This window comes from Anaerococcus urinomassiliensis, from assembly GCF_900128425.1.
Taxonomy (GTDB): Bacteria; Bacillota; Clostridia; order Tissierellales; family Peptoniphilaceae; genus Anaerococcus; species Anaerococcus urinomassiliensis.
Genome location: NZ_LT635782.1, coordinates 1,627,345 through 1,642,013 on the forward strand (window position 1 = coordinate 1,627,345; position 14,669 = coordinate 1,642,013).

General features: G+C 32.8%; 9 protein-coding genes. All 9 read right to left on the reverse strand.

Features of this window, described 5'->3' with window-relative positions:
* Positions 1 to 131: 131 nt before the first annotated feature.
* The gene (locus BQ7474_RS08695; protein WP_073998461.1) at positions 132 to 4,235 is read right to left on the reverse strand and encodes an endo-beta-N-acetylglucosaminidase; all 4,104 of its coding nucleotides are present in this window, start codon (positions 4,233 to 4,235) and stop codon (positions 132 to 134) included.
* 69 nt (positions 4,236 to 4,304) lie between these two features.
* Entirely contained in the window at positions 4,305 to 7,337 is a 3,033-nt protein-coding gene (locus BQ7474_RS08700; RefSeq protein ID WP_073998462.1) for a GA module-containing protein, read from the reverse strand.
* Between the two features lie 445 nt (positions 7,338 to 7,782).
* Positions 7,783 to 8,583 carry a carbohydrate deacetylase gene (locus BQ7474_RS08705; RefSeq protein WP_073998463.1) on the reverse strand — a complete coding sequence of 267 codons (801 nt, stop codon included), beginning with the start codon at positions 8,581 to 8,583 and terminating at the stop codon, positions 7,783 to 7,785.
* Positions 8,584 to 8,585: 2 nt separating this feature from the next.
* Positions 8,586 to 9,182 carry a histidine phosphatase family protein gene (locus BQ7474_RS08710; protein WP_073998464.1) on the reverse strand — a complete coding sequence of 199 codons (597 nt, stop codon included), beginning with the start codon at positions 9,180 to 9,182 and terminating at the stop codon, positions 8,586 to 8,588.
* Between the two features lie 123 nt (positions 9,183 to 9,305).
* Positions 9,306 to 10,616 (reverse strand): PTS sugar transporter subunit IIC, encoded by a 1,311-nt coding sequence (locus BQ7474_RS08715; protein ID WP_073998465.1) that lies wholly within the window; start codon positions 10,614 to 10,616, stop codon positions 9,306 to 9,308.
* A complete protein-coding gene (locus tag BQ7474_RS08720) occupies positions 10,597 to 11,964 on the reverse strand; it encodes a glycoside hydrolase family 1 protein (RefSeq protein ID WP_073998466.1) in 1,368 nt (455 codons plus the stop codon). The genes BQ7474_RS08715 and BQ7474_RS08720 overlap by 20 nt, the downstream gene beginning before the upstream one ends.
* A gap of 12 nt (positions 11,965 to 11,976) precedes the next feature.
* Entirely contained in the window at positions 11,977 to 12,291 is a 315-nt protein-coding gene (locus tag BQ7474_RS08725) for a PTS cellobiose transporter subunit IIB (RefSeq protein WP_073998467.1), read from the reverse strand.
* Entirely contained in the window at positions 12,291 to 12,620 is a 330-nt protein-coding gene (locus BQ7474_RS08730) for a PTS lactose/cellobiose transporter subunit IIA (RefSeq protein ID WP_073998468.1), read from the reverse strand. The genes BQ7474_RS08725 and BQ7474_RS08730 overlap by 1 nt, the downstream gene beginning before the upstream one ends.
* Before the next feature lie 2 nt (positions 12,621 to 12,622).
* Positions 12,623 to 14,497, reverse strand: a complete 1,875-nt coding sequence (locus BQ7474_RS08735; protein WP_073998469.1) for a BglG family transcription antiterminator — start codon at positions 14,495 to 14,497, stop codon at positions 12,623 to 12,625.
* Positions 14,498 to 14,669 lie beyond the last annotated feature (172 nt).

The window sequence follows — 14,669 nt, forward strand, 5'->3', positions numbered from 1 at the left end:
ATCAATCAATCCATCATAAGACTTCCTTCCCAGAAAGTTTTAGATTTATCCCACTTACTAGTGAGGACCTTCCTGGGAGGATAATCTAATGGTTTATAAAGGATTATCTATCTTGAGATAACCCTCTATTTTTATCTTAAAGCAAACATTGACCTTAATAGTTTGTTATAAGCTTGGTCGACATCTTTTTGACTTGCATTTTTAGCACTTAAAACTTCTTTAGCCTTGTTTAGATCATTTTTAAAGGTATTTATTTTGTCTTTGTCCTTGAATTTGCTCAAGTCAAATCTATCAGCCTTACTAACTAGGCTTTTAAGTTTTGCTTTATCTGCTTTACCTCTTACTTCAAGTTTTAGACTAGCTTCTTTTAAATCGTCCATAGCCTTATTGTAAGTTTCCTTATTCACATCTTTTTTTAGAGCTTCTTCGGCTGCTTTTAGGGCATCTTCATAAGCCTTGATAGATTCTTTGCTATAGTTACCAGCCTTGATGTCTTCTAGTTTGTCTTGGGCTTGTTTAACTTGTTTACCAAGTTCTTTCTTGTCAAAAGCTTTTTCTCTTTTTAAGCTAAACATAGCTCTTGCTAAGTCCGTACTTATTTTATTTACTTCTGCTTGGTTGGCATCTTCATCCTCATATATTTTTTGTGCCTGATCAAGCTTTGTTTTTAGATCTTCTAGACTTTTTTGGGTGTAGTTTCCTTTCAATCTTTCTTCTGCCTGCTTGATTAATTTTTCTAATTTTCCCTTATTTGCTTTTGCAACTAGGGATTTTACACCTTGGTCAAGTTTTGTAACCATCTGGTCTACTTGATCTTGGCTATTGGCATTGTTTACGAGTTTTTTAGCGCCATCAAATATTTTATCTAGATTAGCTTTGCTAGATGGACTTGCATTTTTATATTCATCTGTTTGCAAAATGCCTTCAATTTCTGCAATTTTTTGTTCCAATCTTTGATAGTTAATAACAGGTTTTACAACTGAGTATTTTGTTTTTATACTTTTATCCTTGTATGTTATTACAAGCTCTCCACTCAGCTCTTTTGAACTATCAAAACCTTCTACTGATACGTCTTCGTCTGATAAGGCAAGTTCTAAAGGATTTCCTCTATAGAAATTGACTTTTATTTTTGCATCCATATCAAGACTTTCACCAATTTCATAAGTTGTCTTGAAATCATTTGGCAATTCAATAGATTTTATAGTGGAAGAAAGCTCCTCTAAAGTTTTTACTTCTATTTCTAAGCTAGTTTCTTTGCCAAGATATTTTATTCTTAGTACTTGCTTACCAATAGCATCTGGGTCATAGCCTTCTACTATTACATTTTCATTTGCTAAGGATATCTCATCCTTGGACCCATTAGAAAATGAAACTTCAAGTATGCCTTCTGATAAGTCAAGATCTTCACCTTTTGCATATATGGTGTTTGGAGCTTTTTTAATCGCAATGGATTCCATCGCACTTTCACTAGCCTTATAGACAATTGCCATTACTGGAGAAGGATCTTTGCCTCCTTGTTGACTTTGATAGTAAACTATGCCTTTTTCGCCAGATAGTTTGATATCATTAAAGGTATGGGCTGCTTTTTCCTTTGAATCAAAGCTAGCCAACTCTTTTGTCAAATCCCTATCCGCAAATAATTTCACTTTAGTGTTTGCTGGAATTTCCGCAAATGTGATGTCATATAAATCATTTCTTGTATTTGTAGCTTTAACATATGGCATTGGTATTGGAGATGATGCTTTGTCTTCCTTAGTTTCATACATCTTCCAATTGTAAATTCTTGTAGCTCCCCATGGGGTACCATTGTGAGCTTGACTAATATCTAGCCTGTAGTATTTTGCTTCTACATCATTATCAAAACTAACATCTGTGACATTGAGTTTGTTATTTGTAATAGCTTTTAGTTCTGTCCAAGGATCGTCCGGATTTACCTTATAAGAAATCTTGAAGTCTTTGGTATTCATAGATCCGCCCTTGCCTGTAGATGGATCGTATGGGTCTTCACCACCTGCACCAGCGTGATCCATAACCCATCTTCTTATGGTGCGTGGCTCTGTTAGTTCGATTTCTAGCCAAGAATCATAAGAGTAACTGTTACACCACTTATCAGAGTTTCCTGAAATAGTTCCACTTAGGGCATTTCGGCCTAGTTCGCCAGAATTTTCTGCATTAACTCCAATGACACTTGCACCTATTACAACATTTTCAGCTTCTTGGGCTATAGTATCTGTGTCGCTAATGTCCATCTCATAATCTATGCTCGCTGGTGTTTTTGCTGATCTTGTACCGTTTTTACCAACAGCACGTACATAAATTTCTTGTGTATGTCCTTCGTTTCCTTCAGCTCTTCTTAGTCTATCAAGGTAGATATAATTAGAAGATGAGCTTGTGAGGTGTACTTCTTTTCCTCCGACATTTTGGAAGACTTCGTAATAAGCAGCATCATCGACCCTATCAAATTTGATGATTGCTTCAGCATTTGTTGCTGTATGGACTATTTTATCCAATACTTCTACATTAGATGGAGCTTGAATTTCGCTTTCATCGTCAATAATCGCTATCTGACCAAGGTTGAATTTATAATCATTTGAAGTTTCGTCATTGACAAATTGGAGTTTGATTGCGCTAATATTTTCTCCTGCCAAAGTGCTTATATCAAATGTCTCTGTTAGCCATCCTTCGCTATCTGTACCCAAATCAAAGTAGGTAAATGACTCTGGAGAATAATTTACATCATTAGAAAGTCCAATTCTTACAGTAGAATTTGCTCCGCCCTTATGACTGACTACTAGTTTGCTAGCGTTTGTTAGATTCACATCTGTTGAATATAGCATGACATCGTTAGTAGAACCACTTTCTAAATCTCCCTCGAAAGCTATGGAGTTTGGACCATTATAAGCATCGTCAAAGTCAAATCTTGGTGCTATTTTACTATCGGTAGATGAACGAACCCACCATCTCCATGTTGGCAGAATCTCTTGAACAGATCTTTGATTCCAGGTATCTGTTTTAGAAAGACTTCCGTCTATAAAGTATCCTTTACCATGGCCAGTATTGAAGAATGTATTAAAAGGCAAGCTTGTTATTGGTGTGCTATCTCTGACAAACCTAGCCATACCTGACCATCTGTTTGAATCATCGGAAGTAGTAGGGTCCCCACCAAAACCTGTCCAGAATTTTCTTTCTTGTTCGTGATAATCTTCTCCGTCTATAGATAAGCCCTGAATAGAGTCTGGAGTGAATAGTCCTATAGATGTCCTAAGTTTATTGTCACTACCAACTAGCTCATTTCTTCTTATGTTTGTATTGTATGAACCTGCTTGCAGCTCAAAACCGGCATAAGAATCAAAAGGACTTCTGCCAATTTCATTCATAACCTCTTGGGTTGTATTTAAAGAAGAATTTGACCAATTAAAATTCATAAAGAATTCATCCGCAGGGACTTGGCCATCACTTCTAGGCTCTACATATAGGTGGTTAGCTCTAGATACTCCATTGACGTGGTTACGTCCGCCAGAGTTTGCCATGGCATCATACCAAGAGAGTCTAATATCGTAGTCCAGCTCATTTTTTGCATAATCTTTCATATAATGCATTAGAGCTATCATTTTTTCTGCCTTACCATAAGTCTCTGAACCAGCTGTTTCTTGGTTTATGAAATATCCATCAAAACCATAATACTTAGCAGCCTTTGCCAAAGTCCTAGCTGATGGGAAGGTGTTTGATCCTGGTGAATCTTCTGTAATAAAATTCTTAAATCTTTCATTATCCTCTGTAGAAGTTGACCAGTTAAAGAAAAGAGTACCATAAATGGCAACACCGTTTCTGTGTGCAGCATCTATGACATCTGGGGTAGGAATTGGCCCATCCCAGAAAATCATAGAGTCAACATATTGCCAGAAATCAAATGTGTAGGCCTTAAACTCAGGTCCACCAACAGTTGTTGTTCCCTCACCTTTCTTGTTCATCAATGATAGAACTTGGATTTTGGCATCTTCACTTGCAAGTGGATTTATAATAGAACCTTGACTGCGGTCAACCTTATCTACACTTGATTTGTTGATTTCATTTTCTATACTATCTTCCGGCATCCATTCTTCGTTGCCTATCCAATCAATATCCACTTTTTGTTTAACTAGACTAGTTCTTGGCAAGTCAGATGCATAAGCATTGCTGGCAAAAGCCACTGCCATAGAAATAGCAAGCGCCCCCTTTAATAATTTATTTTTCATATTTTCTCCTAAAAATTACGACTATAAGCTTAAAATTCAAGCGAAGCATTGAGCTTGATTCACTTTGACTCAAATTTCAGCCTTATAATCTAAGTTAAGAATCTTATCGTATTCTATTAGCATTGCTTCTGCTTGTTTTTGAAGTTCTTCTGATTCTACGATAAGTTTTTCTAGTTTTTCTCTTACATTCTTAACTGTATTCGGATAATTTTCCATTAAAATTTTTGCTGCTGCTGCAGTTATTCTATTATCTCTATAAGCTTCTAATAATTCTTGGCGGATATTGTATAAATCTGACCTATAATAGTAGCCAGATTCTATAAATTCAAACCCTATTGGAACATAAATCATGCCATTAGCTTGCATATCCATCTTTATGGCTTGTAGGTAGAAGTCAAATAAACTTTCAAATGTATTAGCATCTTTTACTTTCGCAATGAAATATTCTTTAGAGAAATCATTCAGATTTTCTAGTTCATTTATACGGTCAATAATATATTTTCTTAGGTATTCGATGTCACCATCATTATTTTTTCTAGAAACTACTATTTCTAACGCTTTATCATAGGTGGATTTGATTTGATCTAGTGAGTTTGCCTTATCAATTTGCTCTTTGAACGATTTTTTCTCTTTAGCTGTTAATGAAGGTAGATTATCAATCATCTTCTTGTACTCATCTTTATTAGCTTTTAGTAAATCTTCTTCTGGCAACTTTTCACTACTATCGTTTTTAGCCCTACTTACTATTTCATTTACCTTTGCAATAGTATCTGTAGTAGGTCTATTGATTTCATCTTTGTAAGATTGTTTTTTATCTTCATTTATTTTTTCTAGTTTATCTATTGTTGACTTAGCGGCTTCTTTAGCTGCTTTTAGATTTTCTGCATCCTTTGCTTTAGCGGAAGCTACTGTTTCATCAATTACTTCTTTACTATTAGCCTTATCAAGCTGATCTACATAATCCTCTTTTTGTCCATCGCTTAAGTTAGCAAGATTATCTATTTCATCTTTTGCTACCACTTTTGCTTTTTCTAAGTCTGATTTTCTTTCATTTAATGCTTTTGCTGATTCGACTGCTTTATCAATTGAGTCTTTGTCATTTGCTTTATCAACTTCAGCTAGGTAATTGTTCTTTTCTTCTGACGTTAATTTTTCTAGGGCATTGATTTCATTTTTCGCTGCTTCTTTTACTTTTTCTAGGCTATCATCTTCAGCCTTCCATGCTGCAGCTTCTGCTCTTATAGCATTTATTTTTTCTGAAGCTATATTAAACGCATCTTCGTCATCATCTAATTTCACTGCCTTGACTTGGTTAAGGAACTCCTCTTTTACTTTTTCATCAGTTAAGTTTTCCAAAGCTTCTATTTCTTCCACAGCAAGAGCTTTATATTCTTCCAAAATTTTTTCGTCTAAATTTTCATCTACAGGTTCTTGGTCTTGATTTGTTGTTTGAGCATCATAATCAATCAATCTCATAGCTTCTTGATCTTTTGCTTCTTTGAATTGTTTTTCGTAAGCAGATCTTTGATCTTCTGTCAAGTTTTTATAGCTAGGAAGTTTAGCTATATAACCTTCTCTTAAGCTTTCTAACCATTTGTTTGACTCTTCATTTTGAATATCTTTATCTTTTGCTTTATCAAGTACTCCATTAAGACCACCATATGATTTTTCTTCATCTAATTGATTTTTGAAATCTTGTTTTTCCTCTTCAGATAAATTTTCTAGCCCATCTACTACAGATTTTGCAAGCTCTCTTAGCTCTTTTAATTCTTCTTGATCTTCTATAGGTTCTTGACCCTCATTTTGAGTTTGAGCTTCATTCCAAATTTCTTGTATAGCGTCTTCTGCACCATCAGCATCTTCATCTACAGCATCTATTTGATCTTTGAATCCTTGTTTTTGGTCTTCACTAAGATTTTCTAATCCATCAATTAGATCCTTATATATTCCTTTAAAGTCAAATTCTTCTACTGGAGCGTTTTCATTGTTTTCGTTTTGAGCTTCATCCAAGATTTTTCTAAATTCTTGGCTACCAGAAGCATCGTCAATTTTAGACTTATAATATGCTTTTCTTTCTTCATCAATATATTCTAATTTGTCTATATTGTTTTGGTAGGTTTCTCTTTCCTCTTTTAGTGGGTCCTCTTCTGGATCGTCTAGCTCTTCCCACACATTGGCTTCCATGACAATGTCTAACATTTCATCCATATCCTTGGCAGCATCTATCCTTGCATAATACTCCTTAACAAGATCTTCAGGCATATTTTTCACGGTAGCTACTTCATTTATCTGAGTTTTTGCCAATTGTCTTTCTTCAGCCAAATCGTCTTCTACAGGTTCCGTATCATTATCTTCTTCTGGCAACTCTTCGCCCAAGGCTAGATATATTTCAGCTTTTATAGCTTTGATAGCTTCGTCGCTTTCAGCAGAGGCAACTTTTTCAGTAAATTCGCTTAGTTTCATAGGGTCTAATGTTCCAGATGCCATAGCATCAACAAGCTTATTTCTTAACTCTTCTTTTTTAGATTCTAGATTGGATTTTCCCTCTTCACTACTTACTTGGTCAGAATCTTTTCCTAAATCTGAAATTTCTAATTCTTTATCGTCAGAAGACTTATCATTATTTTTATCGCTTGATTCAGTTAAATCTGCCTCTTCATCAGAGCTTTCATCCTCTCTCTCAAATAGGTCAGCAAAAAATTGATCTTCTATTTCCTCTAAGTCTTCTTCATTTTGAGCTTGATCAATTTGATCGCTATAATCTTTTTTCAAATCATCCGATAAATCACTTAGGTTTATATCACTTTTTAGAGATTCTTTAATAATTTTTAATTCATCTTCGTTTGTTGAAGGATCAATTTCGGCCCCATCCCCAGACTCAATATCTTTATTGCTATCAGCATCACTTTCTTCTACACCTAACTCATCTTCTTTTAAATCATTATGCGAAACCTTATCTTTACCTTGATTCTCATCAATAGCAACATCACTATTAACTCCTATTTCATCCTCACTCGCAGCATATGAAGTTTGAGTAATAGCAGAAATAGACATAGCTAGAATAATCGCACCAGCTATGATTTTCTTGTTTTTATTAACCATATTTACCTCCAAACAATAAACGTTATCATAAATAAATTATAAAACAAGTACATTTCTAAAGCAAACAATTTTAGTTATATTTTTAACTAAATTTGCCAATGTTGATTTTCCCAAAAATTTTCAGATTTATTTTTATTTTAATTAATATAAATAATATGTTAATAATCTTTGAACTTATTAATTTACTATTCATATAATTTAATTATGATTTTGCTTGTCTTTGTAAATATCCTTATTTTTTTAAGATGAAATATAAATAAAACATTTTTAACAATCTTTAAAAAGATTTTATTTTCATAATCATACAAGGACAATATCTAATTAATGAAAATGATTACATAAAACTATGATTTCTTCAAAAGAGATTAACAACCATCTCTTAATATAATCATCAATAACATATGAAACCAAATATGCCCCAGAAAAATTAAAATAAAAAATCGGATTATTCTTTGTCATAATATATACAAAGAATAATCCGCTCAGTTTTTTTAAGATCCTTATACGAAATAAGCGCAATATTATTTTTTCTAATAGTTTTTAAAAATTTTTCATCTTTTAATTCAAAAAGGGTCAGAGCTCTTATTGTATTAAAAGATGAATTTCTGAGTAAATAATGATCTACGTATCCTGGATGACACGCTGTTTCTACTACATTATAATTTTTACAATCTTTAATTAAGCTGTCAAGTTCCATTTCTTTCCAAAAACCCTTAGCATTTGAAATTTTATCAAAATATTCTACTATTTTATCTGGAGATTTTATATCTTCATCAGCGTTTAAAGTATATCTCATTGGAAGATTATATTTTCTTGCCAAGTTAAAAAACACTTCCTTAATTCCAGGTATATTTTGTACATAGTGGTGGGTATCCAGATGAGATGGATCTATACCATGTTCTATAAGTTTTTCTATTTGAGAAATCCACTCCTTCTCTACCTCTTCTAGATTAATCTTACTTATTGTTTCATAATCCATATATGAATCTACTTTTTTAAATTGTCCATTATCATTAACTAAGCTTTTAATATTGCTTGATACGGGATATCCAGTAGTTAATGTAAGATGAGCTCCTATTGGTAATTTAGGATTTTCTTTAGCAAGTATAATTGCATTATCAAATCCAATCATATTAGCCATCATGCTTGTAGAAGTCAATGCACCTTCTGTAAAACCTTCAATGATTCCAAGATTTACTCCTTTACATAAACCAAAATCATCAGCATTTATAATTAATTTTGCCATAACTAATCTTTGCCCTTGGCCGGATTGTGAATATCTACATACTTGATTTCATTATCATCACTAATGTCGAATTCTAGTATGCAACAGTTACCAAAATACTGGGCATCGTCTGTGTTTTTTTCTGCTACCTTGGATAAGTAATATACCCATAAGGCCCCACCATGGGATACACATAAGATGTTATTGGTAGCAGAATTTTCTACAATTTCTTGGATTGTATTAGAGAATCGTTCAAGTAGCTCTGCATCTGATTCTCCACCGAAAGGTACAAAGAAATTCTCATGGGTCATTTGTCCCTCGTGACGCGGTACATTTTGTAAGTCCTCAGGCTCACCTTCCATTTTACCAAAATTCCATTCTTTAAGGCCCTTCAAAGTTTTTATTGGTAAGTCTGATATAATGCTTGCAGTATCAATAGCTCTTTCAGATGTCGATGAATAAACTTCATCAATTTTTATATTATTATCTTCAAAAAACTTTCTAGTAATCTTTGCTTGCTCAATTCCTAGCTCTGTCAAAGGAGAATCACACCATCCTTGGGTTTTTCCTCTTAAGTTAAATAATGTTTGTCCATGACGGACAAGATATAACTTTCTCATTTATAATAACTCCCTAAAATGTGTGTTAGCATAGCTTTATTGAAACTTTTATTATAAAAAAAGTGATATTTAAGAATATTTAATTATATTCTTATGTATCACTTTTAACCATTATATTATTATCTATTTTGCTACTTGAGCTTGTTTTTTAGAAACACGCTCACTTATTTTTATGAACGGCAAATAAAGAACTACACCTATTACAATAGTGATTAATTGTACAATTACAGCTCTAAAATCTCCGCCAGTAGCTAAAAATCCATTTAATAATGGAGGTGTTGTCCACGGAACTAGAACAGTACATTTATTCATGAATCCAACCGCTGTAGCAAAGTATGCTAAAACTAATCCTATAGCTGGCGTTAATACAAAAGGTATTATCATAGGTAAATTGAATACTATAGGAAATCCAAATATAACCGGTTCATTTATGTTAAATATTCCCGGTGCTATAGCCAGCTTGCTAAGCTCTTTATATTGTTGATTATTCCTATAGAATAAAAATAGAGCTATTAGTAGACATATAGTTGATCCGGTACCACCGAGCATTCCAAATGTAGGAACAAATGTAGAGTTAATTATATATGGTATTTCTTTTCCAGCTGCAGCAGCAGCCATATTTTCATTCATATTAACTAACAATAAAGGTTCAAGAATAGTACCATTTACTACGGTTTGGTGTATGCCAAAAGTAAATAATAAGTTGCCAAAACTATATATTATAACCGTGCCAAGTAATGATGTATTAACCTTTCTAAGCGGTTCTTGAATTAATGTTGTAATCAATGTTATTAAATCATTATTAAATACTACATATAGTACAAATGAAACTAATGAAAAAATAATTATAGTTAGCATAACAGGAATCATATTATTAAATGATGTGTTAACTTGAGGTGGAACATCTCCACCTAAATTTATTTTCAACTTTTCAATTTTAGCCAACTTTAAGTATAATTCAGTAGATAATAACCCTACTATAATACCTGCAAACATAGAAGTAGTGCCAAGATTACCAAATGATAAAAAACCTGTAGCACTCACTTCAGATCCATCAATGCCTGATATTTTTAATGTTTGTGGCATCATAACTATTAATGAAGCTAATGCAACCATTACACATGTGTATGGGCTTGAATAGCTTTTATTTCTTGATAATGTAAAGCCAATTATACCACAAAGTATAAATCCCGATACATTTAAAGTTGCATTAGCAATTGAACTAGCCCAATAACCAGCTGTTTGAAGACTGGATTCGCTTAGGATTCTGGGAAAAATAACTGAGTTTATAAGTACTGCTAAACCTGCCAGAATGAATAAAGGCATCATAATCGAAAATGCATCTCTAAGTGATCTTAAATGCACTTCTGCCCCAAACTTCATTGCAGCTTCAGTAAATTTATCTTGAAAGCTTTTATTTTTTGTTTCTGTCATATTTTATCTCCTCTAAAATATTTTGACTATATACTTTTTTAAAATACTCGAAACTTTTTTTCTTAATTCTTCTTAAATCTTTTAAATCATGGTTATCTCTATTAACATAGATCGCACCATATCTTTTTTCTACGTCTCCTGATGAAGAAGGAATATCTATAAGCCCCCAACCTAAATATCCAATACAATCTACACCATTTTTCATAGCCTTTTTCATTTCATTTATATGACTATCATGGTAATTAATTCTCTCTTCATCCTTAATATATTCATCATCGGGTAACTCTTCTCTAAGCCCTATACCATTTTCAATTATAAAAACAGGTATATTTGAGTCAGCATATATATTCTCCATTGATATTCTTATCCCTATAGGATCTATTTCCCAATTCCATTCGCTTCTATCTAAAAACTCATTATCAATAATTTGATTCAATGATAAAGTATTAAATTCACTACCATTGCTCTTTACAGTTTGTGATTGATAGTAACTAAAAGACATGAAATCACTATATAGCTTGTCTAACTCCTCAGAATCTTGTTTAGTTAAATCAAGTGCTATATTATTTTTATTTATATAATTTAAGAAAAATTTAGGATAATTTCGGCCACTAAAAATATCTATAAAAAGTTTATTTAAAAATCTATCGTATTGATTTGCTATCAGCACATCATCTGGTCTTGAAGATGCAGGATAAAACGGTGAATATGCGAGCATTCCGCCAATTTGTAAATCTTTATAATTATCATGAACATAGTTTGCTATTTCTGCATGAGCAAGTAATGTATAATTTTGAATATTATATATATTTTCTAAGGTATGATCCTTTTTACTACCTGCGATTACAAATCCCATATCCATCGAATAAAGATTATGTTCATTAAAAGTAATCCAATATTTCACTTTTTCGTGAAATCTGTCAACCATTAATGTACCGTATTTAACAAACTCATCTTTTACATGTCTACTTGAAAAGCCATCATATTTTTCATATAAAGTTAAAGGCATATCAAAGTGATAAAGGCAAATCATTGGTTCTATATTATATTCAATTAACTTGTCTATTAAATTTTCATAAAATTTTATACCTTCCTCATTTATTTTCCCTTCTCCTTCTGGAAAGATTCTAGACCACGAAATTTGAAATCTATAGCAATTAATTCCCATTTCAGCCATGAGCTTGATATCTTCTTCATATCTATGATATTCATCAATAGCTACTTTCCAATCACTTTTATTTCTGCTAGCTTCTCTTATATCGTAAACAGATGGACCTTTACCTCCCTCATTATACGCACCTTCAGTTTGCATTGACGAGGTTGAATTCCCCCATAAAAATTTATTCATAACGTACCCTTACTATAATGTTTCTAATATTATATCAGCCATTTTTTTAACACCTGTTGACGTTGGTGAATATGCATCAAACGGTAATTGAGCTATTTTCTTTCCATTTTCTTCTGCTTTTATACTATATTCATTAAATAGCATTCTCACTTGAGGGCTAACTAAAATCATTTCATATTCAGTATTCTGAAATACTTCTGATGCATTTGCAACAGTTGTAGCGTTAATCTCTATATCTTGATTGTTATTTTTCATATATTCAGAAACTTTTTTAGCCATCAAAGAACTACTCATACCAGCATTACAAATCAACATAACTTTTTGCATTATTTACCCTCATTTTCTTTCATTTTCTTATACATTGTTACTAATCTCTTGGCGTTATCCATTGCCATAGTTGCCATTGTTAAGTGGTCTTGGGCGTGGATAAATATAACATTTATTTCGTTTTTTTCGCCGTTTGCTTCGCTTGTTAGCATATCCGTTTGGATTTGATGACAAGCTAAAAATTCTTCGTTTGCTTTTTCAAGCAATTCTTCAGACTTTTCAAAATCATATTTTTCTGCTGCATCCATAGCTTCTGTGGACAGCGACCTGGATTCCCCAGCATGAACTATGATTTGAAAGGCTATCTCATACATTTCTTGGTTATTCATAGCTATTCCCCCTTGATAAAAATATTCATAAATTCTGTTGTATTTTCTGCTTTCTTAGCCTTTGATATAGCCTGGTCATTGATCAAAAAGTCTCCCAGTTTATCGTAGTATAAGGACATATCTCCTATTTCTTTGCCCACGAACAAGGAATATATGAGGCCAACTTTATCTTTATTCCAGTCTACCTCGTTTTTAGGTATGAGTATTATGGAAAAGCTCTCGGCATCTACTTGTTGGAGTATGTGTGGCAAGGCAACATCTGTTACTAGAGCAGTTGATCCCAAGTCTTCTCTTTGCTTGTATTGACCTATGATATCTTCTTTTTCTAGACCAATTATTGGGCTAGCTATGTCTGCTAGTAAATCTAGGGCTTGGTCCATATCTTTTAGGTCAACATCTCTTAGCAGAACAGAATTTCTAAAGATTTTGCTTATCTCTTCTAATCCTCCTCCTTTCATTGCGCTTTCGATATTTTTGATATCTTTTTGTTTAAATAGTATATCTACATATACTATTGGTGTTGATGTTTGAACATCTAGCTTTATTGATGAAACGATAAAGTCATAATCGTCCAATCGATATTCGTCGATTTTTGATATATCGGTTAGCTCAAGTTTGTTAATTTGATTTGAAAATTTTGTCTTAAGCTGACTTTTCATTATTTGAGCACTAGAATTGCCACTGCCACATACTACTAGGATGTCTTTTTTTAGGTCTGAATTATTACCCATGGCTGTCATCACATGAAGGGCAATATAGCCTATTTCATCTTCAGATAGTTTTGTATCATAGTTTTCAGTTATGACATTTGATGCTATGGTTGCTATGAAAAATGCCACTTGATTTTCTTTGATATCATCAAGGATTGGATTTTTCATATCAAATCCATATTTTATTCTCTCTAGTAGAGGTCCTAAGTGGGCACTTAGGGAAAAATAGAGATCTATGTTGGACCTAAAGTCGTATTTGGTCACTTCATATATGGTATCTATCATCTCTTGGGCAAGAGCTGATACTTCTGTCGATAGCTTCTCATGCTTTGTGATAGTGTTTTTTGCTACCAGTTGCATGGCGATGTAGACTAGCTCTTGGTAGGGGATCTCCATATCAAGTTTAGAATTTAAGTTATCTACTATTAGATTAGCTATTTCGAATTCCTCGTAGGATACAATCTTTTTTTGAAGTTCCTGTGGGTGTTCGATAATCTTGTTATCTCTTATCCTAAGTATAGAAATATAGATATGGATTACTAGATTTTTAAAGTTAACATAAGGCATATAAAATGATGGACCATAGTCTATATCTGCTATTATTTCTTGAATTTGGTTGAAAATCTCATTATTTTCGTAGATGCTTGGATCTATACCAACTTCATTTTTTATAGCTTGACGAATGTTTTTTTCTTCACCTTCAACTTTCATCCCATAGTAGGGTTTTGATTCTAGGCTTAGATTGTACTTGCTCAAAATGACCTTAATTTGCGCAATATCTTTTTGGGTTTGAGATAAACTAATGTAAAATGTATCTGCTATTTCTTGTTGTTTGATATATGAGTTTGAAAATAGAAACAAACGTATAATGCTTTCAATTCTCGCCTCCTTATCCACACTGTCTTGGACAAAGTAGGCGTGCTTATACCAGTCGTCTTTCAAGAATTTTTTAAATTTTTCTTCATCATTGATTTCAAATCTATAGCCACAACCTGTACATGATTCTATAAATGCTCCACTATCTTTTATGTGGGTGTTTAATATAGAAATCTCTTTTTGTATGGTCTTGCTGCTTAGTTGAAGCTTATCAGCAATTTCTTCAGATGTGTGGTAGTCATAATCTTTTGTCAAAAAATCAAATATTTGCTTTAGTCTAGTCTCAATCATTTCATCACCTGTCTATATTATATAAGGAAAACGATAACGCTTCTACACACTAAATTTCCTTAGCTAGTTTTATCTATGTGTGAGGAGTTTTTAATACTAATTATAACAGCAAATTTAATCGAAATAAAAAACGAGGATGTATAGCTTTATTTATAAAGCTAATCCTCGCTTA